This window comes from Bradyrhizobium sp. OK095 (assembly GCF_900109945.1).
Classification (GTDB): Bacteria; Pseudomonadota; Alphaproteobacteria; order Rhizobiales; family Xanthobacteraceae; genus Bradyrhizobium.
Genome location: NZ_FOBX01000003.1, coordinates 95,851 through 121,375 on the forward strand (window position 1 = coordinate 95,851; position 25,525 = coordinate 121,375).

Genomic DNA, 25,525 nt, shown 5'->3' on the forward strand with positions numbered 1-25,525 from the left:
CGAGATGGGCGTTATTGTGCCCTCGCCCCTTGCGGGAGAGGGCAGCTCCGCCGTCGAAGCGAACTCAGTAGGGTGAGGGGTTCTATCCGCGTACTCTCATGTACACGTGTGAGCGCGGATAGAACCCCTCATCCGGCGCTTCGCGCCACCTTCTCCCGCAAGGGGAGAAGGGAGAGGAGCGACCTGCCGCTACGACTTACTTCTGCTGCTGCGGCAGGAAGCTCGGTCCGACTGAGCGGATCGGCTTGTTCTCCGACCCGGTCGTGGTGCTCGTATCCGCAGGCGGCGCCGCAGCCGGTGCGCTCGCCGTCGTCGGCGCGGGAGTTGCGCCCTTCTTGGCATTCGCAGGCGTGCCCTTGGTGAGCTGCCGCTGCTGCATCTTCTTGGCGCTCTCCTCGGTGACAATGATGTCACCCTGCTGCTCAGCCGCAGCCTTGTCGTCGGCCGATTTCAGCGCGTCGGCCCAGGTCTGGCCCGCGGCCTTGCACGAGCAGGACGGGTTGAACTCGCTGCGGAATTTGAACGCGGTCGGCAGCGCCGTGTAGGGCTGACCGCTGACCGAGACCGCGGAGTTCATGTCCTCGCCGGGATTGCGATGGGTGTAGAGCACGGCTTCCGCGGCGGGGCAAAGCGCCTTGCAGGTCTTCTCGTCGTCGGGGAAGCGCGCCGGCACGGTCGCAAACGAGACCGGGAAATAGGCGCCGTCGCAGGTGCGCACGCACACGGTACGGTAGGTGCCGGACTGCGGCCCGAGATCGGAGGGCGCACCTTGCGGATTGTTCGAATTGTTGCCGCCGAACAGATTGCCCAGGAAGTTACCGCCGCCCTGCGATTGCGCGGCGTTGGCATATTGCGGGCCGCAATTGTTCTGCGCCAGCGCCGCCAGCACGGAGCGGCGCTGGTTGTCGCGCTCCGGGCTGAAGCCGCCGCCGCCGCGCAGGCGTTCGAGATTGCCGGTGATCTGGTCCAGATTGGCGCGCATCTGCTGGATCTGGGTGTTGACCGGACCGCATTGCGCCGACTGGCCGCTGAACAGCGAGAAGAAGCCGGAGGAATCGCAACCCATGCGCTTGGCCTGCATGGTGACGCGGTCGAGCTCGGACTGCTGCTTGGCCTGGGAATCCTGGAAGCGACGGATCTGGTCTTCGCGCGCGGGGTCACCACCGCCGCCGCCACGATCGAGCCCGGCGAGCTGGCCTTCCAGCCGCACGCACATCGGATTAGGTCCAAGCCCGTTCTGGCCGGGCTGGGGTGGCGGGCCGGGCGGGCCGGCCTGCGCGAGAGCGCTGTTGGCGAGCATGACGGTGCTCAGGAGCACGGTGCAGGCAAGGATCGAGCGGGCACGGGAGAGAGACAAAAATTCAGGCATATCCGCCATTCTAGCGAGGTCACGGCCCAGCGTGATTTGGGGGGCCGAAGCGTGCCCTCCAATAGCCGCTTCCTGCGGCATCGTCACGTCGTTTCAGGGGCCGAAAACTGCTCCTAAGGTCCGCCAGCTCCGAGCGAATTCAGCGCTGGCAGGTGATTGCGACATATTCGTCGCAATGGCCATGGGAGCAGTTTGCGCCGGTTTTGGGGACAGAGCCGGTAATTTCGTCGGGATCGACCCGGCGATAGCTTGATGCCTGGGCAAAATCCCGTGACTGGCAGTAGGTCCGTGCAGCCTGCGCGCCGCATTTGTCGCTCTTGGCCAGGCACTGGTCGACGCCGTGGCCGTCCGCCTGGTTGGCGATGATGAAGACGCGGGTCTCGGCGAATGCGCTGGATGCCGCAAGGATGGAGGCGCAGGAAATGAGCGCGAGCAAGGATCGCATGAAAACACCGGGGGGCAAAAATAAGGAACCGCCAGTTCCAGAATGGCCTCAAAAGGTTAAGGATGATGGAACCATCATGGTGTGCTGCTGCGCATCGTGGGCAGAAGACGGCATTTTCGCGGCTCCCTTGACGCAAGGGCCCCTCGTGGCCCATATGTTCCCGAATGAACGGTCTCCTCGCCATGTGTGGCATTTGCCGCGAGATTACGAGCTAGCGATTCGCTGGCTGGAGCCGTCTTTTCTCAAAACCATTGAGAGCCCTGGACGCCCGGCCAACAGCCGACGGGTATCCATATGGAATTGCGCCTTTACGATACGCTGAGCAAGGAGAAGCGCACCTTCGTGCCGCTCGATGCGAACGACGTCCGCATGTATGTCTGCGGACCGACCGTCTATGACTTCGCCCATATCGGCAACGCGCGTCCCGTGATCGTATTCGACGTGCTGTTTCGGCTGCTGCGCCATCTCTATGGCGAGGCGCACGTGAAATATGTCCGCAACATCACCGACGTCGACGACAAGATCAATGACCGCGCCGCGCGCGATTTTCCGGGGCTGCCGCTGAACGAGGCGATCCGAGAGGTCACCGAGCAGACCGGACAACAGTTTCACGCCGACGTCGATGCGCTCGGCGCGCTCCGGCCGAGCGTCGAGCCGCGTGCGACTGAGCACATCGCCGAGATGCGCGAGATCATCGACAGGCTGGTCGCCGGCGGCTTTGCCTATGTCGCCGAGGACCACGTGCTGTTCTCGCCGCAGGCGATGAACGCGGCGAACTCAGTGTTGCCGCGCTATGGCGCGCTGTCCAATCGTTCGCTGGACGAGATGGTCGCCGGTGCCCGCGTCGATGTCGCGCCTTATAAGCGAGGCAACACCGACTTTGTCCTCTGGAAGCCGTCCAAGCCGGGCGAGCCGTCATGGCCGTCGCCGGCGGGCATCGCCGCGCAGGGGCGTCCGGGTTGGCACGTCGAGTGCTCGGCCATGGCCTGGAAGCATCTCGGCGAATATTTCGACATCCATGGCGGCGGCATCGATCTCGTGTTTCCGCATCACGAGAACGAGGTCGCGCAGACCTGCTGCGCCTTCCACCGGGAGCGCATGGCGAACTACTGGATGCATAACGGCTTCCTCCAGGTCGAGAGCGAGAAGATGTCGAAGTCGCTCGGCAACTTCACCACCATCCACGAGTTGCTCAAGGACTGGCCGGGTGAGGTGCTGCGTCTGAACATGCTCAAGACGCATTACCGCTCGCCGATCGACTGGACCATGAAATCGCTGGAGGAGAGCAAAAGGACGCTCGACGACTGGTATCGCGTCGCCGCCGACGTCGCGCCCGGCCAGCCGGCCGCGTCGGTGGTCGAGCCGCTGCTCGACGACCTCAACACGTCGCTGGCGATTGCGGCGCTGCATAGCCTGCGCAACAGCGATGTGAGCGCTCTGGCGGGCTCATTGCGGCTGCTCGGCTTCTTCTCCGAGAGCGCGGCGCAGTGGGAAGGCCGCAAGCAGCAGGCAACTGGCGTCGACGCCAGCGAAATCGATCGCTTGATTGCGGAGCGCGCGGCTGCTCGCGCGCGAAAGGATTTCAAGGAGTCCGATCGCATTCGCGACGAGCTCGTCGCCAAGGGCGTCGTGCTCAAGGATGGCAAGGACGCCGCCGGCAAGCCGGTGACGACCTGGGAGCTGGCGTGATGGCACAGGCACATCCCACACCCGCGCTGCGGCCGTTCCTGCCGGCTGACGTGCCGGTCCTCGCTGCGATCTTCACGGCAAGCATCGAAGAGTTGACTGGCGACGACTACAGCGAAGCGCAGCAGCAGGCCTGGATGGCGGCGGCTGAAAGCGAAGAGTTCGGCAAGCACCTCGCTGCCGACCTGACGCTGATCGCCACGCTGGAGGGCTCCCCCGTGGGCTTTGCGTCGCTGCGCGGCAAGGATCACATCCGTATGCTCTATGTGCATCCGGCAGTCAGCCAGCAGGGCCTGGCGACAATGCTCGTCGATGCGCTGGAGAAGCTTGCCGGCGCCCGCGGTGCGGAAAAGCTGACGGTCGACGCCAGCGATACGGCGCAGGGCTTCTTCGCCAAACGCGGCTATGTCGCCATGCAGCGCAACAGCATCACCGTCAACGACGAGTGGCTCGCCAATACCACCATGCAGAAGACGCTCGGCACCGGACCCGCGTCGGGAGCACTGCAATGAGCAAGGAGCGTCTTTATCTGTTCGACACCACGCTGCGCGACGGCGCGCAGACCAATGGCGTCGATTTCACGCTGACCGACAAGCAGATCATCGCCGCGATGCTCGACGAGCTCGGCATCGACTATGTCGAGGGTGGCTATCCCGGCGCCAATCCGACCGACACCGAGTTTTTCGCCAGCAAGCCGAAGCTTGCACACGCACGCTTCACCGCCTTCGGCATGACGCGGCGGGCAGGCCGCTCGGTCTCAAACGATCCCGGCGTCGCGGGTCTGCTGGAAGCCAAGGCGGACGCGATCTGCTTCGTGGCAAAATCCTCGGCGTATCAGGTGCGCGTCGCGCTGGAGACGACGAAGGAGGAAAATCTCGCCTCGATCCGTGACAGCGTCGCGGCTGCGAAGGCCGCGGGCCGCGAGGTCATGCTCGACTGCGAGCATTTCTTCGATGGCTACAAAGAAGATTCCAGTTTTGCGTTAGCCTGCGCCAAGGCCGCCTATGAGGCCGGCGCGCGCTGGGTGGTGTTGTGCGACACCAATGGCGGCACCATGCCGAACGAGATCGAGGCCATCGTCACCGAGGTGACAAAACACATCCCCGGCGATCATCTCGGCATCCACGCCCATAACGACACCGAGCAGGCGGTGGCGAATTCGCTGGCCGCGGTGCGCGCCGGGGTGCGGCAGATCCAGGGCACGCTCAACGGCCTCGGCGAGCGCTGCGGCAACGCCAATCTCTGCTCGCTGATCCCAACGTTGAAATTGAAGAAGGAATTTTCGGACGCCTTCGAGATCGGCGTCACCGCAGAGAAGCTGGCGACACTGGTAAAAGTCTCGCGCACGCTCGACGACATGCTCAACCGCGTGCCGAACCGGCATGCGGCCTATGTCGGCGAGAGCGCTTTCGTCACCAAGACCGGCATTCACGCTTCCGCCGTGCTGAAGGATCCGCAGACCTACGAGCACGTGTTGCCCGAACTCATCGGCAATCACCGCAAGGTGCTGGTGTCCGACCAGGCCGGCCGCTCCAACGTCATCGCCGAGCTCGACCGCGCCGGCATCGCTTACGAGAAGAGCGATCCGAAGCTGACGCGCCTCGTCGAGGAATTAAAGGAGCGCGAGGCGGCGGGCTACGCCTATGAATCCGCCGACGCCTCGTTCGACCTGCTGGCACGCCGTACGCTCGGCAAGGTGCCGCATTATTTCGAGGTCGAGCAGTTCGATGTCAATGTCGAGCAGCGCTACAATTCGCACGGCGAGCGCGTCACGGTGGCGCTGGCCGTGGTCAAGGTCAACGTTGCCGGCGAGCATCTGATCTCGGCGGCCGAAGGCAACGGCCCGGTTAACGCGCTCGACGTTGCGCTTCGCAAGGACCTCGGCAAGTACCAGAAGTACATCGAGGGCCTGACGCTGATCGACTATCGCGTCCGTATCCTCAATGGCGGCACCGGCGCTGTCACGCGCGTGCTGATCGAGAGCGAGGACGAGAACGGCGACCGCTGGACCACGGTCGGCGTGTCCCCGAACATCATCGACGCCTCGTTCCAGGCGCTGATGGATTCGGTGATCTACAAGCTCGTGAAGTCGGGCGCGCCGGCGTAGGGGACGGCGGCGGAGGTACCGGCGGCGCCACAAACGCCGTCATTGCGAGGAGCTCTTGCGACGAAGCAATCCAGAATCTTTCCGCGGAGACAGTCTGGATTGCTTCGCTACGCTCGCAATGACGAGGAGAGAGGGGAGTGCGACCAATGATCGACCACATCTCCGTCGGCGTCAGCAATCTCGAACGCTCCGCGGCATTCTACGAGGCAACCCTCGCCACGCTCGGCCTCACGCGCCTCGTCACGCGGCCGCGGACGGTCGGCTTCGGCAAGGCCTATCCGGAGTTCTGGATCAATCTGCGCGTGGGCATGGTGCGCGTGTTGCCGGAGAGCGGCGTGCACATCTGCCTGCGGGCAAAGACGACAGGCGAGGTCGATGCGTTTCACGCCGCAGCGCTTGCGACTGGCGGCGCATCCGATGGTGCACCGGGCATCCGCCCGCACGACCGCGTGCGCTATTACGCAGCCTTCGTCACCGACCCCGACGGCAACCGGATCGAGGCGGTGACGTTCCCGAGTGGGTGATCTCTAAAGCTTGCGCGCGACTTCCGGGGCGAGCTGCTTTTCCGACTCGGCGATCTGCGCCACGGCCGATTTCAGCTTCGGCAAAATGTCCTCGATGCGATCGGCCTTGAGGATGTCGACCGACAGGCCGGCGCGGATGAACTCGGTCTGGCGCATATGCGACAGCAGCGAGAACAGCGGCTCCCAGAAATTGTCGATATTGGCGAGCAGCACCGGCTTGGCATGACGGCCGAGCTGTTTCCAGGTCAGCTGCTCCACCAGCTCCTCCAGCGTGCCGACACCGCCCGGCAGCGCCACGAAGGCGTCGGAGCGCTCGAACATCAGCCGCTTGCGCTCGTGCATGTCGGGGGTGACGATCATCTCCTGCACGCGGGTCAACGCGTTCTCGCGCTTGCGGAGGAATTCGGGAATGATGCCGGTGACGCTACCGCCGTGATCCAGCACGGAGGTCGCGACCGAGCCCATCAGGCCGAGCGAGCCGCCGCCATAGACCAGGCGGATGTTGTTCTCGGCGAGGGCTTTGCCGAACGCCTTTGCGCCTTCGGTGAAGCGGGGGTTGGTTCCGGGGCCGGAGCCGCAATAGACACAGACGGTTTTGATCGTGCTCATTGGTGCCATGATGCATTGCAGCGAAGAGGCGTCAAGCCCAATCGGTGATTCGGACTACCCGGAAATCTACCGGTAAATGGCGGCAAACAATCGAAGATTCGCCATCTGGCGGGGTGCGCTGGCATCGGGAAGGCTCTATATGACGGGCGAAAACAGTTAATCGCAGCGCGCCCGCATCCGGCGGGCCTTCCAGGCTTCTTGATGAACCCACCTCATTCGCCAGACGTCCCCGACGCGCCCGATCCTGCGGGCGGACCGCTGGAGCGGGCCACGCTGATGGGCACGCTGGCGCATCTATGGCCCTATATCTGGCCCGGCGACCGCGCCGACCTGAAGATGCGCGTGGTCTGGTCGATGGTGCTGCTGCTGGCGGCCAAGCTGATCACGCTCACGGTGCCGTTCAGCTTCAAATGGGCGACGGATGCGCTGACCGGTGCCAACACCGCACCGGTCGCGGCCGACAATTGGCATCTCTGGGTGATCGCATCGCCTTTGCTGCTGACCGCGAGCTACGGCGTGATGCGCATCGTGATGGCGGTGCTGACGCAATGGCGCGACGGCATCTTCGCCCGCGTCGCCATGCACGCGGTGCGCAAGCTCGCCACCATCACCTTCATCCACATGCACGAGCTGTCGCTGCGCTTTCACCTCGAGCGCAAGACCGGCGGCCTGACGCGCGTGCTCGAGCGCGGCCGCGAGGGCATCGAGGTCATCGTCCGCATGGTGATCCTGCAGCTGATCCCGACCATCGTCGAGGTCTCGCTGCTGATGGCGGTGCTGCTCTGGCAGTTCGACTGGCGCTACGTGCTCGCGACGCTCATCACCGTCGCAGTCTACATGTACTACACCTACATCGCGACCGAGTGGCGGATCGGCATCCGCCGCAAGATGAACGATTCCGACACCGAGGCGAACACCAAGGCGATCGACTCGCTGCTGAACTACGAGACCGTCAAATATTTCACCGCCGAGGCGCGCGAGGCACAGCGCTATGACCGTTCGGTCGCGCGCTACGAAGAATCGAGTGTGAAGGCCTATACGTCGCTCGCCGTGCTCAACACCGGGCAGGCCGTGATCTTCACGCTGGGACTGACCGCGACCATGCTGATGTGCGCGATCGGCGTGCGCAACGGCACCAACACGGTCGGCGATTTCGTGCTGGTCAACGCCATGATGATCCAGCTCTACCAGCCGCTGAATTTCATGGGCATGGTCTATCGCGAGATCAAGCAGGCGATCATCGATATCGAGAAGATGTTCGGCGTGCTCGGCCGCGAGGCCGAGATCGAGGACGCGCCTGATGCGAAGCCGCTGGTCGTCTCCGCCGGCGCGGTCCGGTTCGAAGACGTGCGCTTTGCCTATGAGCCGACGCGACCGATCCTGAAAGGCATCAGCTTCGAGGTGCCGGCCGGCAAGACGGTCGCGATCGTCGGCCCGTCGGGGGCAGGCAAGTCGACCATCTCGCGCCTGCTGTTCCGCCTCTACGACATCTCCGGCGGCAAGATCCTGATCGACGGCCAGGACATCCGCGAGGTCACGCAGGCGAGCTTGCGCGCCTCCATCGGCATGGTGCCGCAGGACACCGTGCTGTTCAACGACACCATCCGCTACAACATCCGCTATGGCCGCTGGGATGCCAGCGATGCCGAGGTCGAGGACGCCGCGAGCCTCGCGCAGATCGACCATTTCATCCGGATGTCGCCGATGGGCTACGAGACCCAGGTCGGCGAGCGCGGCTTGAAACTGTCTGGCGGCGAGAAGCAGCGCGTCGCCATCGCGCGCACCGTATTGAAGGCGCCGCCGATCCTGGTGCTGGACGAGGCGACCTCGGCGCTCGACACCCATACCGAGCACGAGATCCAGGGCGCGCTCGAGCGCGTGGCCAAGAACCGCACCTCGCTGGTGATCGCGCACCGGCTCTCGACCATCGTCGGCGCCGACGAGATCATCGTGCTGGACCAGGGCCGGATCGCCGAGCGCGGCACCCACGCCAAGCTGCTGGCGCAGGGCGGCCTCTATGCCAGCATGTGGAACAGGCAGCGCGAGGCCGAGGCGGCACGCGAAAAACTGGCCAAAATGGCCGATAGCAGCGAGGCGCCCAACCGGGAGCCGCCGCCGGTCGACGACGCCCTCGTGGCGCCTGCGGCGGCGGAGTGACCTTGTCTCCGGTCCCAACTCTGGCCTAAACAACCCTACCGCGCGAGACCACCCGCGCGCCATCAACTCCTAGGCGGCAGATAGCGATGTCCATTCTCGATTCGATCCAGCGTCAGATCCCGCCGATCCACAAGGAGGGCTACCCCTTCATCGGCGGCTTTGCGCTGGCAAGCCTCATCCTGTTCTGGCTGTGGTCGCCTCTGGGCTGGATCGGCACCATCCTGACCGTGTGGTGCGCGCTGTTCTTCCGCGACCCCGTGCGCGTGACGCCGGTGCGCGAGGGGCTCGTGGTGTCGCCGGCCGACGGCCGCGTTTCCATGATCACCATGGCGCTGCCCCCGGCCGAGCTTGGCCTCGGCGACCGGCCGCTGCCGCGCATCTCGGTGTTCATGAGCGTGTTCAATTGCCACGTGAACCGCAGCCCGATCACGGGCAGGGTGGACCGCATCGCCTACCGGCCCGGCCTGTTCATCAATGCCGAGCTCGATAAGGCGAGCGAGGACAATGAGCGCAACTCGCTGGTGATCACGACGCCGACGGCGCGGATCGGCGTGGTCCAGATCGCGGGTCTCGTTGCCAAGCGCATCGTCTGTTTCGTCAAGGAAGGGCAGGCCATCGGCACCGGCGAGCGTTTTGGCCTGATCCGCTTCGGCTCGCGCCTCGACGTCTACCTGCCTGTCGGCACCAAGGCACTGGTGTCGGAAGGCCAGACCGCGATTGCCGGCGAGACGATTTTGGCCGATCTCGCCGGGGACGACCCAAGCCGCGCCTATCGCGCCAATTAACCATTAGTCGGGTCCACTGGGGCCTTCCGCCGCGATGGCGGAGGGGAACGCGGCTTGCTATATCTCGCTTGAGATAAGGACGAGCCATGCAGACGCCCTATGATTTGAGAGATCCCGACGTGCGCCGCCGGCGGTTCCGACCGATCCCGGTGCGGATGCTGGTGCCCAACGTCATCACGCTGCTGGCGATCTGCGCCGGCCTGACGGCGATCCGGCTGTCGATCGAAGGGCGGATGACGCTCGCGGTTTACGCCATCGTGTTCGCGGCCGCGCTCGACGGCATCGACGGCCGCGTCGCGCGGCTGATCAAGGGGCAGTCGAAGTTCGGCGCCGAGCTCGACAGCCTCGCCGACTTCGTCAATTTCGGCGTGGCGCCCGGCTTGATGCTGTATTTCTGGCAGTTGCACGAGCTCGGCAATGCCGGCTGGATCGCGGCCATGGTGTTTGCGATCTCCATGTGCCTGCGGCTCGCGCGCTTCAACGCCACACTGGACGATCCGAACAAGCCGGCCTTCGCCGCCAATTTCTTCACCGGCGTTCCGGCCCCGGCCGGAGCCATCACCGTGATGTTGCCGATCTATGCGGCATTCCTGGATCTGGGGCGCTGGCCTGCGGCCCTGACGGCTGGCTACACGCTGCTGATTGCTTTCCTGATGGTATCGCGCCTGCCGGTGTTCTCCGGCAAGAGCATGCGCATGCGGGTGCCGCCGGAGCTGGTGCTGCCGGCGTTCGTCGCGGTGATCTTCTTCATCGCACTTCTGATCAGCTATCCCTGGTACGTGCTGTCGATCGGCACGGTGCTGTATCTCTTAGCTTTACCGCTGGGCTACAAATCCTATCGCGACCAGGCCCGCGCGATGGGAGGCGCTGCGCCGTCGTCGGGAGGCGAAGTCCCGTCGCCGCCTTCGGCGCCGACGATGGCCAATTTGTCGGAGCCGCCGCGCGAGGACGACGACCGGCCCGGACGGCTGCACTGAGGGATTTTCGCGGATATCAGCCATGAGGCGCGCTGAGTTGGGTTGAGGCCCGATCTCGGCTATATCGCCCTGTGCCGGCGGCACCGCGCCAACAGCGGCCGCCAATCTGGGAGAGAACGCCGTGACTGATACCGCGACCGGGCCGCTGCCCGCTTCCGTCCTCGAAGCGCTGGGCCGCTACGATACGCCTACGATCTGCAACGCCATGGAGATCGTGGCGCCCGAGCGCCGCCTGATCGGCTACACCACCAAGCAACTGGTCTGCCCGTTCCCCGATCTGCCGCCGATCGTCGGCTATGCCCGCACGGTGGCGATCCGCTCGGTGCTGAAAAATTCGCTACCGCCGGAAGAGCAGTCGAAGCGCCGCATCGAATATTACGAATATGTCGGCACCGGCCATGGTCCGCGCATCTCCGTGATCCAGGACATCGACGGTCCCGATGTCGGTTACGGCGCGTTCTGGGGCGAGGTGCAGAGCAACGTGCACAAGGCGCTCGGCTGCCTCGGCGTCATCACCGACGGCTCGATCCGCGACATCCCGCAATGGGCTCCTGGCTTCCAGGCGCTGGCCGGCTCGATCGGCCCCTCGCATGCATGGGTGCACGCGGAGAGCTTTGGCGGCGAGGTGCGCGTCGCCGGCATGACCGTGAAGTCCGATGATCTGATCCACGCCGACCAGCACGGCGCCATCGTGATCCCGCTCGACATCGCGGCAAAGCTGCCCGAGGCCGCCGAGCTCTGCGGCCGCCGCGAGACGCCGATCCTCGAGATCGCCCGCAGCCCCGACTTCTCGCTGGAGAAGCTCAAGGCCGCGCTGAAGCGTTCGGCTGAGATCCACTAGGCGAAACGTCGAAGGGGCACGTATCGGCGAATGAAGAAGCAATCATGAGAAGCAGTGATCGCTTCTTCAGGGGGGTATGGCGGTTCAATGCGTTCGCGATTGCGGGCGCGGCCGTTCTCTTCATCGGGCTGATTCTCTTTGTGGCCGCGTCGTTCATCTATGATCAGGCGCGGCCGCACCGGGTCACCAACGTGGTCAACGTCGGTGCGCAGGAAGCCGTCTCGAACGAATTCTCCCTGGGAACGCCGGGCGCGATTTCCGGCACCCCTTACGTCCAGCTGTCGTTGATTCGTGGGCAATCCTCTGGTGGGTCGGGGTCGCTCTATCCGAAACGTTCGGACCTCAACGTCGTCAACTTCCTGTTCGTGAACGTCTCGACGAACGAGCCCCGGTGGTTGTTTGAAGGCGTAGGGCAGTTGATCATCGACAGCTATCCGATGTTCAACAGAATGAAGGCAGCGAGCGATGATGCGCGCACGGTCGTGGGCAGGCTCTATATCGTCGTCGACAAGGATACGAATGGCGACCAGCGGCTGAGCGAACACGACGCCGTCGCTCTTGCAGCGAGCGCAGCTGACGGGACCGGCTACCGGAAGCTGATCGAGGGTATCGAGCAGGTCTATTCCGTGCAGCAGGTCGCCGAGGACAAGGCGCTGGTCCTTTATCTGAAGGACAAGCAGACCTTCTCGCAGCTGTTCAGTCTTCCCGGCATGCAGCCGCTCAAGCAGGCGATCATTCCCAAGGTCGGCCTGAACTAGACGCCGGGCGTTCATCGTTCCGGCGCGCCGCAATCATGGTTAGCGAAGTGTTGAAATCCCTGTCGGCGGCCGGCAAAGCGAGCGTCATTTCTGCGTGCTACGCCAGTCTGGCGCGTCGGCTCAACTTAACCTTTACGCGGCTTTAAGGGCGGCGCTCTAGGGTTTCCGATGCGGTTCAGGGTTGGGCCGCACCATCGGCCAGGACGGCCGTTGTTGCGTTCGCGTTGGAGTCTCCCATGGATATCATGACGACCGTCGGGCTTGTGGCCGGCTTGGCCGTTGTTACGACTATGGTGCTGCTGGGCGGCGATCTGCACATGTTCATCAGCGAGCATGCGATGATCATCATCTTCGGCGGCTCGGCTGCAGCGACCATGATCCGCTTTCCGCTCTCAGTGCTTGCGCACGGCGTGCCGCTGGGCATGAAGTTCGCCTTCACGATGAGCCGGCTGTCGGCGCACGATCTCGTCGACGAGCTCGCCCGCATCGCGGAGATCGCCCGCAAGCAGGGCCCGGTGGGTCTCGAAAAGGTCGAGACCGACGAGCCGTTCCTCGCCAAGGGGATCCGCTACGTCGCCGACGGCTACGACCTCGATTTTATCAGGGACAATTTGGAACGCGACCGCGACAATTTCCTGATGCACCTCAACGAAGGAAGCAAGATCTACCGCGCCGTCGGCGACTGCGCGCCAGCGTTCGGCATGATCGGAACCCTGATCGGCATGGTGCAGATGTTTTCGAACATGTCGGATCCCTCGAAGCTCGGCCCGTTCATGGCGACCGCCCTGCTGGCAACTCTCTACGGCGCGCTGGTCGCGAACCTGCTCTGCCTGCCGATCGCCGACAAGCTGCACGGCAAGCTGATCGACGAGGAAACCAACCGCACGCTGATCATCGACGGCATCCTGATGATCCGCGACTCCAAGAGCCCGACTTTGGTGCGCGAAATGCTGCTGGCCTATCTGCCCGAGAAGCACCGCCATGCCGAAGGCGAGCCGGTTCCGGCGTAACGCCGGACGCCGGGATCTGATCGATGGCAAAGAAAAAACGCGAAGAAGCACATGGCGGCCATGGCTGGTTCGTGACGTTTGCCGATCTGATGGCGTTGCTGCTGGCATTTTTCGTGATGCTGGTCGCGTTCTCTACCCAGGACGCCAACAAGTTGAAGATCGTCGCAGGCTCTATGCGCGACGCCTTCGGCGTCCAGAGTGAAGCGCGCTATTCCGGCATCGTCGAGTCGGACGGCCTGCCGACGCGCGCGCGGCTGAAGAACGTCGATCACATCCAGCCTGAGGATGCCTCCAACACGCCGACGCCGGATCAGGAGGATCACGACAAGACGTCCGGCGCCAAGATCAAGGTCGACCGCAATTTTGCGCTCGCCGCCGCGTCGCTGCGCCAAGCCTTGCAGGACATGCCCGAACTGACCGAGATGTCCAAGCACATCATGTTCGAGGAGACCAAGCAGGGCCTCAACCTGGAGATCGTCGACCAGGACGGCCGCTCGATGTTCGCCGACGGCTCCAAGGTGCCGTTTGATCGCACCCGCCGCCTGATCGAGAAGCTCGCCATCCCGCTCAAGGCCACGCCGCTTCGCGTCTCGATTGCAGGCCATACTGCGGCCGGCTTCGTTCCGACCCGCAGCGACTATGGCGCCTTCGACCTGTCGGCCGACCGCGCCAATGCCGTGCGCCAGATCCTCGAGCGTGAGGGCCTGCCGGCCTCCCACATCTTCGCCGTCTCCGGCAAGTCCGACACCCAGCCGCTGTTTCCGGACGACCCCTCGCTCGCCGCCAACCGGCGCGTGACCATCACCCTGATGCGCGAAGATCCGCCGCTGCCGCCGAATTTGAAGCCGTAGGGCAATAGAGCGCTTGCGCTACCATCTTACCTGAGGCATGTCGTCGCGATGGCGGCGACAGTTGCTGTGACGTCACAGCATATGCCGCGCAGCCTGCTATGGTGGTGTGCCGATTGACAGGCGCGCCGGAACCGTCAAAAGGCGCCGGATCAATTCCAGGGACGAAGCGTTTTCCACCCACATGACGGCGAGCATCACATCGACCGAGACCCAAGAAGGGCCGGTCACCTCGGGCTTTTGGTCCCTCACGCTCGGGAGCATCGGCGTCGTATTTGGTGACATCGGCACCTCGCCGCTCTACGCATTCCACGAGGCGGTCAGAGGCGCGGCCCATGGCCAACCGGTCTCGCGGGTCATGGTCCTCGGCGTGCTCTCGCTGATCCTGTGGGCGCTCTTCATCGTCGTCACCGCCAAATACGTCCTGCTGCTGCTGCGCGCCGACAATAACGGGGAGGGCGGCACGCTCTCGCTGATGGCGCTTGGCCAGCGCGCGCTCGGGCGGCGAAGCTGGTTCCTGCTCGCGCTGGGCGTGGTCGGCGCCTCCATGTTCATCGGCGATTCCATGATCACGCCGGCGATCTCGGTGCTGTCGGCGGTCGAGGGTCTCAAGCTCGCGACGCCCGCCTTCGAGCACTACGTCGTACCGCTCACGGTCATCATCCTGGCGCTGCTGTTCGCGGTCCAGAGCAAGGGCACGGCGCTGGTGGCCACGGCCTTCGGGCCGGTAATGGTGGTCTGGTTCACCGTTCTTGCGGTGATGGGCATCGTTCACATCGCCGACGATCCGTCGGTGCTGGCTGCGATCAATCCCTATTACGCGGTGCAATTCCTGCTGTCGCACGGCACCATCGGCCTGGTGACGCTGGGCGCCGTGTTCCTGGCGGTGACTGGCGGCGAGGCGCTCTATGCCGATCTCGGTCATTTCGGCCGCAAGCCGATCCAGTCGGCCTGGATGTTTTTCGTGCTGCCCTCGCTGCTGATCAACTATTTCGGGCAAGGGGCGCTGGTGCTGTCCGATCCCACCGCGATCGAGCATTCGTTCTACCGGATGGTGCCCGAATATCTGGTGCTGCCGCTGGTCGGACTTGCGACCGCGGCGACCGTGATCGCGAGCCAGGCGGTGATCACCGGGGCCTATTCGCTGGTCTATCAGGCGGTGCAGCTCGGCCTCTTGCCGCGCTTCGAGGTGCGTTTCACCTCTGAGACCCATGCCGGCCAGATCTATCTGCCGCGCGTCAACCGGTTGCTCCTGATCGGCGTGATGATGCTGGTGCTGCTATTCCACACCTCCGGCAATTTGGCCTCGGCCTACGGCATCGCGGTCTCCACCACCATGGTGGCCGACGGCATCATGGGCTTTGTCGTGATCTGGAAATTGTGGAACTGGCGCGCCGCGACGGCGGCTGCGGTGATTCTTCCCTTTGTCGTGGTCGATATGACATTTTTCAGCGCCAATCTCCTGAAACTGCTCGAGGGCGCCTGGGTGCCGCTGCTGTTCGGCGCGGCCATGGCCGGGACAATCTGGACCTGGCGCAAGGGGACCGGCATCCTGCTCCAGAAGACGCGCCGGATCGAGGTGCCGCTCGACGATCTGATCCGGAGCCTGGAGAAGCGGCCGCCGCACATCGTCAAGGGCACCGCGGTGTTTCTGACCAGCGATCCCTCTTTCGTGCCGACCGCGCTGCTGCATAATCTCAAGCACAACAAGGTGCTGCACGAGCACAACGTGATCCTGACCATCGAGACCGCGCATACGCCGCGGGTGGACCTGTCCGAGCGGTTCAGGATGGAGAAGATCAGCGAGAAGTTCTCAAAAGTCCGGCTGCGCTTCGGTTTCATGGAGCAGCCGAACGTGCCCAAGGCGCTCGCGATCGCGCGCAAGCAGGGCTGGCAGTTCGACATCATGTCGACGTCGTTCTTCGTGTCGCGCCGCTCGCTGAAGGCCTCGGCCCAGTCGGGCATGCCGCTGTGGCAGGACCATCTGTTCATCGCGCTGAGCCGGTCCGCCAATGACGCCACCGACTATTTCCAGATTCCTACCGGGCGGGTGGTTGAAGTCGGCACCCAAGTCACCATTTGAACGCAATCAGCGGACCCATGCGAATTTTGCATAGTGAGGGCCCAGAATCGGGCTAGGCTATGCCGGTAGCGCAGGACTATAAGCCGCGCGCGCTTCCGCCGTTGTGCAGTGAAGCATTTCTAGAGGCCACTGGGCTCTCCCATGACAAGTGACATAGCAGTTCCCGCCCCGGAAACGGCGGCGGCCAATGGGCATGGCGATGCCCACACCACCGCCGGTTTCGGTGCGCTGACGCTCGGCAGCATCGGCGTCGTCTATGGCGACATCGGCACCAGCCCGCTCTACGCGTTCCGCGAGGCGGTGATGGCGGCCTCGGGCGTTGAGGGGGTGCCGACGCCGGCGGCCGTGCTTGGCGTGCTCTCGCTGATCCTGTGGGCGCTCATCGTCGTGGTGACGCTCAAATACGTCGTGATCCTGCTGCGCGCCGACAACAACGGCGAGGGCGGCACACTGGCGCTGATGGCGCTGGCGCAGCGCGCGGTCGGCACCGGCGGGGCGACCATCGTCCTGCTCGGCATCATCTCCGGCGCCCTGTTCTACGGCGATGCCGTGATCACCCCGGCGCTCTCAGTGCTGTCGGCGATCGAAGGCATGAAGGACATCACGCTGCACTTCGAGCCCTACATCGTGCCGCTGACCGTGATCATCCTGGTCTTCCTGTTCGCCGTGCAGTCGCGCGGCACCGCCCGCGTCGCCGCCTTCTTCGGCCCCGTGATGTGCGTCTGGTTCGCGGTGATCGCGATCGCTGCGATCCACCCCATTATCGAGCAGCCGCAGGTGCTGTACGCGCTGAACCCGTTCTACGCCGTGTCCTTCATGCTCCACCACGGCATCATCGGCTTCGTGACGCTGGGCGCCGTGTTCCTGGCGGTCACCGGCGCCGAGGCGCTCTATGCCGACCTCGGCCATTTCGGCAAGCGGCCGATCCAGACCGCCTGGCTGTTCATCGTGCTGCCGTCGCTGGCGCTGAACTATCTCGGGCAGGGCGCACTCGTGCTCGGCGATCCCGGCGCGATCGTTAGCCCGTTCTTTCAGCTCTTCCCGCAAGGCTTTTTCCGCGGCTGCATGGTTGTTCTCGCAACCGCCGCCACCGTGATCGCGAGCCAGGCGGTCATCACCGGCGCCTTTTCGCTGACGCGCCAGGCGATCCAGCTCGGCCTGCTGCCGCGCTTCGAAATTCGCCATACCTCTGAAGCCCATTCCGGCCAGATCTTCATCCCGCGCATCAACCAGCTGCTGCTGGTCGCGGTGGTGCTGCTGGTGCTGCTGTTCCGCTCCTCCAGCGCGCTGGCCTCGGCCTATGGCATCTCGGTCACCGGCACGATGGTCGTCACCGCGATGATGGGCTTTGTCGTGATCTGGAAGGTCTGGAAGTGGTCGCCGTTCGCCGCTGCCGCCCTGATCGCGCCGTTCCTGTTCCTCGATCTGACCTTCCTCGCCGCCAATTTGCTGAAGGTGTTCGAGGGTGGCTGGGTGCCGCTGGCGCTCGGCGCGCTCATGATCATGCTGATGTACACGTGGCGGCGCGGCAGCCGGCTGCTGTTCGAAAAGTCGCGCAAGCTCGAATTTCCGCTCGCCGACCTCGTGGCGATGCTGGAGAAGCGGCCGCCACAGCGGGTGCCCGGTACCGCCGTGTTCCTGACCTCGGACCCGCTCAGCGCCCCGACCGCGCTGATGCACAGTCTGAAGCACTACAAGGTGCTGCATGAGAAGAACGTCATTCTCACCATCGAGACCGCGCAGACCCCGCGGATCGATCCGGCCGAGCGGGTGAAGCTGGAGCAGATCTCACCGACCTTCACTAAGGTGACGCTGAAGTTCGGCTTCATGGAATCGCCCAACGTGCCGAAGGCGCTCGCCATCGCCCGCAAGCTCGGCTGGCAATTCGACATCATGTCGACCTCGTTCTTCCTGTCGCGCAGGGCCCTGAAGCCCGCCGCCCATTCCGGCATGCCGCGCTGGCAGGACCGGCTGTTCATCTCGCTCAGCCGCTCCGCCAACGACGCCACCGACTATTTCCAGATCCCGAGCGGCCGCGTGGTCGAGGTCGGCACCCAGGTCACGATCTAGGATCCGAGGCGGTATTCGCCATCGTCGATGCGCACCCGGTTTGCATCGCTGTGGCAACGATGACGGGCCGCAGCCCTGCTGGACTCGAATCATCGAGCGTGCGAGACGAAATCAACGTCGTCCGGCGTGTTCGGTCAGGCCATGATCAGGTAAGGCGCGATGGAGAGGCAGCCAGCGTCTGGCAATTGGTCAATCGACGGCGATGAGTTCGTCGTCCTTGTCAATCATGACGCACAATATGCGATCTGGCCGGCCGCGAAGCCGATCCCGGCTGGCTGGAAGCAGGCGCATTCCCCGGCGCAAAAGGCTGAGTGTCTGGCATTTGTCGAAAGGCGCTGGATTGATATGCGCCCCGGCAACCTCCCGGACCGGCCCGTCCAGCGTTGAACAGCCCAATCGTGCCTGCCGGCGGGCAAATCGGTGCCATGAGGGGAGCGCCAGTTGAGCCAGAACGTTTTCCGTTATCGGTTGCCCAGCGTGACATCTGGTTTGGACATCTGCTCGACAAGACCGGCTGCGTCTACAATATAGGCTTGTACACCGAGATCGCCGGTGAGTTGGATCTACGGACCCTGGCGATCGCCGCCGAGCATGTCGTCGACCACACTGAATCGCTCCGCCTGAGGTGTTATGCGCGCGACGACGCGCTTTGGCAGGAAGCGGTCGCTGCGTGCGGCGAAATCCTCTCGGTGATCGACGTCAGGCAGGCGCCCGATCCGGCGGCTGCAGGTGTTAGGCGGATCAATTCAGAGCTCCGCCGTCCCTTCCGGCTGGAATCCGAGCCTCCGTTCCGCTGGCTGCTGCTTCAGACCGCCGATGCACGCTGGCTTTGGGGCCAGATCTATCATCACATTGCCTTCGACGGTCAGTCGGCCTGGATCGCCGGCAATCGTCTCGCCGAGATCTATTCGGCTCTGCGAGAAGAGCGGCCGCTTCCCGACTATCCTCTGGGAGGCACGGCGGCGATGGCGAGCGAGGCTCAGGCTTACCGCGCGTCGTCCCGATGTCTCGACGACCGCCGATATTGGGAGACCATGCTGGCCGGTGCCGGGAAGATGAGCAGTTGGTCGGCGACCGGCGCCCGCGTTGGTGCCTCGTCCGATGCCGTCCTGCGTGAGACCTGCTATCTGCCGACCTCGATCTCCGACCAACTGCGCGAACTGGCGCGACAGGTGGGGATCAGACCCGAGCACCTGCTGATGGCTGCCGCCGCAGTCCTGCAATCCATCTATCAGGGGCAGCACGAGGTCGTGCTCGGCACGCAATTGCTCGGCCGTTTGGCCAGCGCCGCGCGAGCTTTCCCGGCAATGGCGTCGAACGAATGCCATATCCGGCTGGAGGTCCCGCCGGGACGCGGCTTCGACGCGGTCGCCAGGGACATCTCACGGCAGATGCGGCTTGCGCTGCGCCATCAAGCCTATCGCTTCGAACAAGTCCGCAACGATCTCGGGCTGCTGCCGGGCGAGCCGGACTATTTCAGCCTGTCCGTGAACATCATGCTGGCGGACCAGGATCTGCAGTTCAGCGGCGTGCAGTCTTCATCGCATTACCTCTCTTACGGTCCTGTACGCGATCTGTCCCTGAGCTTGATCGACAACAGGACGGAGGGGCGATTGCGCATGGACCTCGATGGCAATGCCGCCCTTTATCGACGGGCGGATCTGCACGCGCATTTGTCGCGGATCGTTGCTATCGCCGGCCAATTCGCGACAGCCGACTTTCCAGTCGGTGCGCTCGCTTTGCCCGTCGACATCGATGAGCCGCGAGCCGACCCGGTCATCGCCACAACGGCAGCAGCGATCGGCAAGACGCTTCCTGAGGTTCTGGCTGCCGCAATCGCGGCTGCTCGCGGCAGCGTCGCCATCGTCGCCGGCCGCCGGTCGCAGACCTATGATGAACTCGACAGGCGCACCAACCGTCTCGCGCGTTATCTCGTCGATCGCGGCGTTGGCCCGGAAGCAGTGGTCGCGATTGGACTGGACCGAAGTTTGGAAGCCGTGGCGGCCGTGCTGGCGGTGCTGAAGGCGGGAGGCGGCTGCCTATTGCTGGATCCGCAGCATCCGGCCGAGCGGCTGGGCCATATGATCACGGATAGCGGCGCCCGCGTCTTGCTGACCCGGCGCGGCAACGCGGACATCTTCGCAGGCCGCGACATTGCGACGATCGTGCTCGACGACGGCGCGGTAGAGGAGGCGATAGCGGCATGCGATTCTGGGCCATTGAGCCAGTCGGACCGGTCGGCACCGCTGCAGGCGCAGAACATCGCATTCCTGATCTATACCTCCGGTTCGACGGGCAGACCCAAGGGCGTGGCGCTCACTCATCTGAATCTGGTCGGCAAGCTCTCTGACCAGCTGCGGCTGTGGGACGTCAGGCCATCGTCGCGCTTCGTATTCTCGAGCTCGATGAGTTTCGATCCGAGCATCCATCAGATGCTCCTGCCGCTGGTGGCGGGAGGAACCTGCATCGTCCTGTCGCCGGCCGAGACCAGTGATCCGGTGCTGTTCATGCGATCCGTGGTCACGTCGGCCGCCACGCATCTCGATGTCGTTCCGTCGTTCGCTGCGGTGCTCGCCGACGCCATTCCGATTGAATTGTCGTCGCTTCGCGTGTTCATCCTGGGCGGCGAAGTGCTGCCGGCGCCGTTGCTGGAAAAGCTCCGTTCGCGCCTGCCATCCTGCCGGTTCTTCAACATGTACGGGCCGACGGAGGCCTGCATAGACGCAACTGCGTTCGAGATTGCCGCTGTTGCCGCAGACCAGGCAATTCCCATCGGTCGCGCCCTGCCGAACTATGGCGTCCACATTCTCGACGAATGCCTGCGCCCATTGCCGCGCGGGGTTATCGGCGAGATCTATATTTCCGGCGCTGGCCTTGCTCGGGGGTATTGGCGGCGGCCCGGATTGACGGCGGAGCGTTTTCTGCCGTGTCCGTTCGGCGCAGCCGGGGAGCGCATGTATCGTACGGGCGATCGCGCCTATCGCGATGCGGATGGAGAGATCGTTTTCTGCGGTCGCAAGGACGAGCAGGTCAAGCTTCGGGGCGTGCGGATCGAACTGGCAGAAATCGAGCTGGCGCTGCTGGGGCAGGCCGGAGTCGCCGAAGCGGCGGCAATCCTCGACGACAGCAGCGCAGACGCGCGCCTGGTGGCTTATGTGGTGCCGTCCGGCGACGTCCGGCTCGACGGCTCCGGTTTGCGCGCGGTGCTGGCCACCACGATGCCGCCGGTGATGGTGCCGTCGATAGTGCTCGTGCTGGAGACCATGCCGCTCCTGCCCAATGGCAAGCTCGACCGCAGGTCATTGCCGAGAGGCCAGCGGGACGTGTCGGCTGATCGTATTGAGCCCGAGAGCGATCTCGAGGCGGACATTTGCCGGCTGTTCGGTTCACTCACCGGCGTCGACCGCGTGACCGTCCTGGACAATTTCTTCTTTCTCGGTGGGCACTCGCTGATGGTGATGCAGCTGGCCTCGCGTCTGCGGGCCGACCACGGCCACGATCTGCCGATTGAACTGGTTTTCGACAATCCGACTCCGAGGGCACTGGCGAAGGCGATCACCGCGCGCGAATTCGCCGCGGCCCATCACCAGCTTGTGCGTCTGCGCGCCTCCGGCTCGCTGAGGCCGCTGTTCTGCGTCCCTCCCGCCGCGGGGCTGGCCCAAGTGTATTATCGCATGCTGGAGGACATCGACGTCCGGATTCCCGTCTATGGGCTGCAGGCGGCTGGTGTCGTCGATGCGGCGCCGTCGCCCGCGTCAATTGCCGACATGGCGCGGGGGTATGTCGACGCCCTCCGGACAGTGCAGCCTCGCGGTCCCTATCATTTGATGGGCTGGTCGTTCGGCGGGGTTGTCGCCCACGACATGACGCGCCTGCTGGAGGCCGAGGGCGATGAGGTAGCTCTTCTGTTTTTGATTGATTCTTACTTCTCCAACGTCAGCGCCGACGTCGCCGGTCCGCGCGCCGTGCCGCGCTCGATGCTGGGAGGAGAGGGGGATGCGTCGCTGTCCGGTGGCGAAGAAATGTCGGAGGCCCTGCTTGACCGGATTGCCGCGGCTTTCGAATGGAGCGGTCGGTTGCTTGCGGACCATACGCCGGGTCGCGTCCGCGCGCCGCTCGTCTTCGTCCGCGCCACCGACAATCTCGATGCAGATCTGCGCGCGTCCCTCGGGGCGGTCAGCAGCGGCGCCATCGAAATCGTGCAGGCGGACGCCGGCCACTATTCGCTGTTCGAGCCGCCGCACGCGGCAAGGGTTGGCGCCATCCTGAGCAGCAACATGGTTCGGGCAGCCACCGGAGGATCGTGATCGGAAGCGGCGGCTGAACCCGTCAATTCGTGGGTCAGGCCGGCCGATCGACCGGGGTAAAGGCCACATCGAGCGCCTTGATGCCGGCGATGAAGTTCGACCGCAGCAGCTTCGGGGCGTCGATGGCGTGAATGTCGGGCAGCGTCGCGAGCAGTTCCTCGAACAAGATCGTGATCTGCATCTCGGCGTATCGCCAGCCCAGGCAGTGATTGATCCCCGAGCCGAACGAGATGTGGTTCGGCGCGTCCTTGCTGCAATAGCGATCGACCTTGAACTGCATGGCATCCGGCCAACGACTGTCGTCGCGATTGGCAGATTTGTACCAAAGCACGACCTTGTCGCCTTCGCGAATGTTCTGGCCTGCCAGCACGGTATCCCGGGTGGCGGTCCGGCGTGCGTGAATGAGCGGTGTGGCCCAGCGCACGAATTCCTTCGTTGCCTGGGGCACCAGGGCGGGATCGGCCTGAAGTTTGGCGCGCTCGGACGGATTCTCGGTGAGCGCGACGATGGATCGCGTCATCGTATGCCGCGTGGTTTCGTTGGCGGCGACCACGAAACTCGCGAAATTCTCGCAGAGTGCATCGAGGTCCAGCGGCTTGTTGTCGATCGTCAGGCGAGTCACGACGGTCAGGAAATCAGTCCGGTCCGATCCCGCACGCTCCTTGATGAGCGCCTCGACATACCGGTCCAGCGCGCGGACGCACTGAATGCGGTAGTCGATGGATGGAACGTAGTCATCGTCGTCGTCTCCGATCATGGCGTTCGACCATGTCATCAGCGTCGTCCCGTCAGCCTCGGGGACCTCGAGGAGGTCGGTCAGCAGGCCGGCGGCGACCGGATTGGCGATCTCCGAGACGAACTCTGCGCGCCCCCTGGGGGCGATACCGGCGATCAGACGCCGGATTCGCTGCCGGGCCCTGTCCTTGAAGGTGGCGACCGCTTCGGCGGAGAAGACCGGCTGAAATGCCTTCCTGAAGGTGGTGTGGTCCGGCGGGTCGATGGCAAAGATGTCCGGACGGGGATTGGCCGTCACGTTCTTTGCGTCGAAGATGCGCATTCCGCCCCGCCTGTAGTCGGTGGAGAAGATGTCGCGGGCGCGAGTGACGGCCTCGACATCGTCGAAGCGCGTCACGGCCCAGAATCCGGGGCCGCCAACCTCCGGATTCCAGTAGATCGGATCGTTGTCGCGCAGCTGCTTGAGCAGTTGATATTGATCGGGACGGGAATGAAAATCGGGATCTTTCAGGTCGATCGCCGCGTGCCCATCGCCCACCGACTTGCGGAATGCGGGATTGGGCATCGCTGAAGCAGATCCTTCGATCGTCATGGCTGCGTATCTTTCCGATCGTATTTGAAATAGTCGCTGACGTAATCTATGGCGCCGTTCTTGATGTGGAGCACGGTGGCTCCTTCGTTACGGAACGCATCGCCCGTCTTCAACCGTCCGTCGTTCTTCCAGGTGACGCAGAGCTTCTCTCCATCCTGAATGAAGTCGAGCGCTTCGAACCGCAATGTTTCGAACTGCGAGAATATCCTCTTCAGCAGCAGCACGACCTTTCCGCTGCCCGTCACGGCGCGCAGCCCGGGATATTCGATCCGGATGTCTTCGCTGAAGATGTCCTTTAGCGAAGACAGATTGCCGCTTCCCAGGATGTTCAGGAAGAGTTTCGCCAGGTCGACATGCGACGGCATCAACTTGCTTTTAGTTGCGCCGGTGTCGCCTTCTGCGCCAGTGCCGCCTTCTGCGCCAATGTCGCGGACATGTAGGTGTAGAGGTCGTCGACCGTCTTGACGGCCTCAAAGACGTCGTCCGACACTTCGACGTCGAATTTGGTCTCGAGTACGCTGACCAGCTCCACGATGTCGAGGCTGTCGAGGCCGAAGTCCTTCAGCTGCATTTGCGGCTCGACGGCCTGGCAGTTGCCAAGGCGGCTTCGCCCGGCCCCTGACGATTTCATGACCTCGACGATGATGCCATCGACGGTGCTTCTGACTTCCTGGGTGTTGATCATTTGGCGCTTCTCGGGGCTCCGGATGCATTTTTCGGTAAAGCAATGGCGGACGCAACAAGGAGTTGCATAAAGAACGTCTCAGCATAGAGCAGCCCGCTACGATTCGCTGCGTGTGTCGTATGTGCGCTCAAAATTCTCAGCTTCGCAATGACGTGGAAAACCCCTGCGCATACAACTGCGGCTTTTGTCTTGGTTCAGAATCGAGTGTATGGTCACGAGCTTTATTGGGGGATTGCAGCGATGACCACCGTATCGACCGTGACCGGCGCAAACACTGGTGATGCCGATGTTCACGATGGCGGCGTCGACGAAGCCAAGCTGGACAATGTCGGCCAGATCGTATCGTCGGCCGTGAAATGGTCGGCCGCGGCCGGTCTCGTGCCGCTTCCGTTCGTGGACCTCGTTGCCCTCGGAGCCGTTCAGACGCGGATGCTGATGGATCTCAGCAATGTGTATGGCCATTCATTCGGCAAGGAAGCAGCCAACGCTATCGTGTCCGTTCTGCTCGGCACGCTGATACCGGGCGCGGCCGCCGGGGCGGTGATGAAGGCCGTACCGGGTGTCGGCACGTTGGCGGGCATTGCGTCGGTGTCGGCATTCGGTGCCGCCGCCACCTATGCCATCGGCAAGGTCTTCGCCCGTCATCTGGCGGGAGGCGGCAAGCCCGGCGATTTCAGCGCCACATCGATTGCGGATGACCTGAAGGCCGAGTTCAGGCGCGGCAAGCCGCCGGCGGCGACGTAGCGCCGCCCGATGGTCGGGCCATTCCTCGTCTATCTGGCTTGCTGCCTGCTGGTCGGGTATCTCGCCCGTGACCGGGTGATCGGTTTTGCCGGCTTTTTCCTGCTGTCCTTCGTGTTGACGCCTCTGGTCATGTTCGTCGTCTTTATTCTCGGAATGCGGCGCAGCGCGTCCTAGCCGGTTTTCAAAATGAGTA

Annotated in this window: 22 protein-coding genes and 1 pseudogene; 17 read left to right on the plus strand and 6 right to left on the minus strand. The window is 63.9% G+C overall.

Annotated elements, in window-relative coordinates; genetic code table 11:
• Positions 1 to 196: 196 nt before the first annotated feature.
• Together BMW89_RS09405 and BMW89_RS09410 are read right to left on the minus strand one after the other, a co-directional pair.
• Positions 197 to 1,378: a DUF2865 domain-containing protein gene (locus tag BMW89_RS09405; protein ID WP_092024969.1), complete on the minus strand. Its 1,182-nt coding sequence runs from the start codon at positions 1,376 to 1,378 to the stop codon at positions 197 to 199.
• A gap of 130 nt (positions 1,379 to 1,508) precedes the next feature.
• A complete protein-coding gene (locus tag BMW89_RS09410; protein ID WP_177195936.1) occupies positions 1,509 to 1,814 on the minus strand; it encodes a hypothetical protein in 306 nt (101 codons plus the stop codon).
• A 294-nt stretch (positions 1,815 to 2,108) separates the two neighbouring features.
• On the opposite strand from BMW89_RS09410, the gene cysS reads away from it, so the two are divergent.
• From cysS to BMW89_RS09435, 4 genes are all read left to right on the plus strand, one after another.
• Entirely contained in the window at positions 2,109 to 3,503 is a 1,395-nt protein-coding gene (cysS, locus tag BMW89_RS09415; RefSeq protein ID WP_092024973.1) for a cysteine--tRNA ligase, read from the plus strand.
• Entirely contained in the window at positions 3,503 to 4,012 is a 510-nt protein-coding gene (locus tag BMW89_RS09420) for a GNAT family N-acetyltransferase (protein ID WP_092024974.1), read from the plus strand. Before cysS ends, BMW89_RS09420 begins: the two co-directional genes overlap by 1 nt.
• Positions 4,009 to 5,607 (plus strand): citramalate synthase, encoded by a 1,599-nt coding sequence (gene cimA / locus BMW89_RS09425; protein ID WP_092024976.1) that lies wholly within the window; start codon positions 4,009 to 4,011, stop codon positions 5,605 to 5,607. The genes BMW89_RS09420 and cimA overlap by 4 nt, the downstream gene beginning before the upstream one ends.
• A gap of 146 nt (positions 5,608 to 5,753) precedes the next feature.
• Positions 5,754 to 6,131 carry a VOC family protein gene (locus BMW89_RS09435; RefSeq protein ID WP_092024978.1) on the plus strand — a complete coding sequence of 126 codons (378 nt, stop codon included), beginning with the start codon at positions 5,754 to 5,756 and terminating at the stop codon, positions 6,129 to 6,131.
• 3 nt (positions 6,132 to 6,134) lie between these two features.
• Here BMW89_RS09435 and BMW89_RS09440 read toward each other — a convergent pair whose 3' ends face one another.
• On the minus strand, positions 6,135 to 6,740 hold the full coding sequence (locus BMW89_RS09440) for an LOG family protein (RefSeq protein ID WP_177195937.1): 606 nt from the start codon (positions 6,738 to 6,740) through the stop codon (positions 6,135 to 6,137).
• A gap of 201 nt (positions 6,741 to 6,941) precedes the next feature.
• Between BMW89_RS09440 and BMW89_RS09445 the strand changes: the two genes are divergently transcribed.
• From BMW89_RS09445 to BMW89_RS09495, 11 genes and pseudogenes are all read left to right on the plus strand, one after another.
• On the plus strand, positions 6,942 to 8,897 hold the full coding sequence (locus tag BMW89_RS09445) for an ABCB family ABC transporter ATP-binding protein/permease (protein WP_092024982.1): 1,956 nt from the start codon (positions 6,942 to 6,944) through the stop codon (positions 8,895 to 8,897).
• 65 nt (positions 8,898 to 8,962) lie between these two features.
• Positions 8,963 to 9,682, plus strand: a pseudogene (locus tag BMW89_RS09450) (phosphatidylserine decarboxylase); the annotation flags it as partial.
• Positions 9,683 to 9,768: 86 nt separating this feature from the next.
• Entirely contained in the window at positions 9,769 to 10,659 is an 891-nt protein-coding gene (locus BMW89_RS09455) for a CDP-alcohol phosphatidyltransferase family protein (RefSeq protein WP_092024986.1), read from the plus strand.
• 121 nt (positions 10,660 to 10,780) lie between these two features.
• Positions 10,781 to 11,500, plus strand: coding sequence for an RraA family protein (locus tag BMW89_RS09460; protein ID WP_092024988.1), 720 nt, complete (start codon positions 10,781 to 10,783; stop codon positions 11,498 to 11,500).
• Positions 11,501 to 11,544: 44 nt separating this feature from the next.
• Positions 11,545 to 12,258, plus strand: coding sequence for a hypothetical protein (locus BMW89_RS09465; protein ID WP_092024990.1), 714 nt, complete (start codon positions 11,545 to 11,547; stop codon positions 12,256 to 12,258).
• Positions 12,259 to 12,494: 236 nt separating this feature from the next.
• Positions 12,495 to 13,268: a motility protein A gene (locus BMW89_RS09470; protein WP_092024992.1), complete on the plus strand. Its 774-nt coding sequence runs from the start codon at positions 12,495 to 12,497 to the stop codon at positions 13,266 to 13,268.
• A gap of 23 nt (positions 13,269 to 13,291) precedes the next feature.
• Positions 13,292 to 14,119 carry an OmpA/MotB family protein gene (locus BMW89_RS09475; RefSeq protein WP_092024993.1) on the plus strand — a complete coding sequence of 276 codons (828 nt, stop codon included), beginning with the start codon at positions 13,292 to 13,294 and terminating at the stop codon, positions 14,117 to 14,119.
• A gap of 181 nt (positions 14,120 to 14,300) precedes the next feature.
• Entirely contained in the window at positions 14,301 to 16,199 is a 1,899-nt protein-coding gene (locus BMW89_RS09480) for a potassium transporter Kup (RefSeq protein ID WP_177195938.1), read from the plus strand.
• A gap of 141 nt (positions 16,200 to 16,340) precedes the next feature.
• Positions 16,341 to 18,269 carry a potassium transporter Kup gene (locus tag BMW89_RS09485; RefSeq protein ID WP_092024997.1) on the plus strand — a complete coding sequence of 643 codons (1,929 nt, stop codon included), beginning with the start codon at positions 16,341 to 16,343 and terminating at the stop codon, positions 18,267 to 18,269.
• 159 nt (positions 18,270 to 18,428) lie between these two features.
• Positions 18,429 to 18,656, plus strand: coding sequence for an MbtH family protein (locus BMW89_RS09490; protein ID WP_092025000.1), 228 nt, complete (start codon positions 18,429 to 18,431; stop codon positions 18,654 to 18,656).
• A 38-nt stretch (positions 18,657 to 18,694) separates the two neighbouring features.
• Positions 18,695 to 22,576 (plus strand): non-ribosomal peptide synthetase, encoded by a 3,882-nt coding sequence (locus BMW89_RS09495; protein ID WP_092025002.1) that lies wholly within the window; start codon positions 18,695 to 18,697, stop codon positions 22,574 to 22,576.
• 34 nt (positions 22,577 to 22,610) lie between these two features.
• On the opposite strand, the gene BMW89_RS09500 is transcribed toward BMW89_RS09495, so the two are convergent.
• Genes BMW89_RS09500 through BMW89_RS09510 form a run of 3 tightly spaced genes read right to left on the minus strand, consistent with a single transcriptional unit; the run spans position 22,611 to position 24,588 of the window.
• Entirely contained in the window at positions 22,611 to 23,903 is a 1,293-nt protein-coding gene (locus tag BMW89_RS09500) for a cytochrome P450 (RefSeq protein ID WP_092025004.1), read from the minus strand.
• Positions 23,900 to 24,268: a nuclear transport factor 2 family protein gene (locus tag BMW89_RS09505; protein ID WP_092025006.1), complete on the minus strand. Its 369-nt coding sequence runs from the start codon at positions 24,266 to 24,268 to the stop codon at positions 23,900 to 23,902. Before BMW89_RS09505 ends, BMW89_RS09500 begins: the two co-directional genes overlap by 4 nt.
• Positions 24,268 to 24,588: an acyl carrier protein gene (locus BMW89_RS09510; protein ID WP_092025008.1), complete on the minus strand. Its 321-nt coding sequence runs from the start codon at positions 24,586 to 24,588 to the stop codon at positions 24,268 to 24,270. The genes BMW89_RS09505 and BMW89_RS09510 overlap by 1 nt, the downstream gene beginning before the upstream one ends.
• Positions 24,589 to 24,735: 147 nt before the next feature.
• Here BMW89_RS09510 and BMW89_RS09515 point away from each other — a divergent pair, with 147 nt between their 5' ends.
• On the plus strand, positions 24,736 to 25,332 hold the full coding sequence (locus tag BMW89_RS09515; protein ID WP_092025010.1) for a YcjF family protein: 597 nt from the start codon (positions 24,736 to 24,738) through the stop codon (positions 25,330 to 25,332).
• A 9-nt stretch (positions 25,333 to 25,341) separates the two neighbouring features.
• Entirely contained in the window at positions 25,342 to 25,506 is a 165-nt protein-coding gene (locus BMW89_RS37790; RefSeq protein ID WP_177195939.1) for a hypothetical protein, read from the plus strand.
• Positions 25,507 to 25,525: the final 19 nt, after the last annotated feature.

Excerpts from the sequence above, each read along its gene's own strand:
- BMW89_RS09405 (WP_092024969.1), bottom strand. The coding sequence starts at position 1,378 with ATGGCGGATATGCCTGAATTTTTGTCTCTCTCCCGTGCCCGCTCGATC.
- BMW89_RS09410 (WP_177195936.1), bottom strand. The coding sequence starts at position 1,814 with ATGCGATCCTTGCTCGCGCTCATTTCCTGCGCCTCCATCCTTGCGGCA.
- cysS (WP_092024973.1), top strand. The coding sequence starts at position 2,109 with ATGGAATTGCGCCTTTACGATACGCTGAGCAAGGAGAAGCGCACCTTC.
- BMW89_RS09420 (WP_092024974.1), top strand. The coding sequence starts at position 3,503 with ATGGCACAGGCACATCCCACACCCGCGCTGCGGCCGTTCCTGCCGGCT.
- cimA (WP_092024976.1), top strand. The coding sequence starts at position 4,009 with ATGAGCAAGGAGCGTCTTTATCTGTTCGACACCACGCTGCGCGACGGC.
- BMW89_RS09435 (WP_092024978.1), top strand. The coding sequence starts at position 5,754 with ATGATCGACCACATCTCCGTCGGCGTCAGCAATCTCGAACGCTCCGCG.
- BMW89_RS09440 (WP_177195937.1), bottom strand. The coding sequence starts at position 6,740 with ATGAGCACGATCAAAACCGTCTGTGTCTATTGCGGCTCCGGCCCCGGA.
- BMW89_RS09445 (WP_092024982.1), top strand. The coding sequence starts at position 6,942 with ATGAACCCACCTCATTCGCCAGACGTCCCCGACGCGCCCGATCCTGCG.
- BMW89_RS09455 (WP_092024986.1), top strand. The coding sequence starts at position 9,769 with ATGCAGACGCCCTATGATTTGAGAGATCCCGACGTGCGCCGCCGGCGG.
- BMW89_RS09465 (WP_092024990.1), top strand. The coding sequence starts at position 11,545 with ATGAGAAGCAGTGATCGCTTCTTCAGGGGGGTATGGCGGTTCAATGCG.
- BMW89_RS09470 (WP_092024992.1), top strand. The coding sequence starts at position 12,495 with ATGGATATCATGACGACCGTCGGGCTTGTGGCCGGCTTGGCCGTTGTT.
- BMW89_RS09475 (WP_092024993.1), top strand. The coding sequence starts at position 13,292 with ATGGCAAAGAAAAAACGCGAAGAAGCACATGGCGGCCATGGCTGGTTC.
- BMW89_RS09480 (WP_177195938.1), top strand. The coding sequence starts at position 14,301 with ATGACGGCGAGCATCACATCGACCGAGACCCAAGAAGGGCCGGTCACC.
- BMW89_RS09485 (WP_092024997.1), top strand. The coding sequence starts at position 16,341 with ATGACAAGTGACATAGCAGTTCCCGCCCCGGAAACGGCGGCGGCCAAT.
- BMW89_RS09490 (WP_092025000.1), top strand. The coding sequence starts at position 18,429 with ATGGAGAGGCAGCCAGCGTCTGGCAATTGGTCAATCGACGGCGATGAG.
- BMW89_RS09495 (WP_092025002.1), top strand. The coding sequence starts at position 18,695 with ATGAGGGGAGCGCCAGTTGAGCCAGAACGTTTTCCGTTATCGGTTGCC.
- BMW89_RS09500 (WP_092025004.1), bottom strand. The coding sequence starts at position 23,903 with ATGACGATCGAAGGATCTGCTTCAGCGATGCCCAATCCCGCATTCCGC.
- BMW89_RS09505 (WP_092025006.1), bottom strand. The coding sequence starts at position 24,268 with ATGCCGTCGCATGTCGACCTGGCGAAACTCTTCCTGAACATCCTGGGA.
- BMW89_RS09510 (WP_092025008.1), bottom strand. The coding sequence starts at position 24,588 with ATGATCAACACCCAGGAAGTCAGAAGCACCGTCGATGGCATCATCGTC.
- BMW89_RS09515 (WP_092025010.1), top strand. The coding sequence starts at position 24,736 with ATGACGTGGAAAACCCCTGCGCATACAACTGCGGCTTTTGTCTTGGTT.
- BMW89_RS37790 (WP_177195939.1), top strand. The coding sequence starts at position 25,342 with ATGGTCGGGCCATTCCTCGTCTATCTGGCTTGCTGCCTGCTGGTCGGG.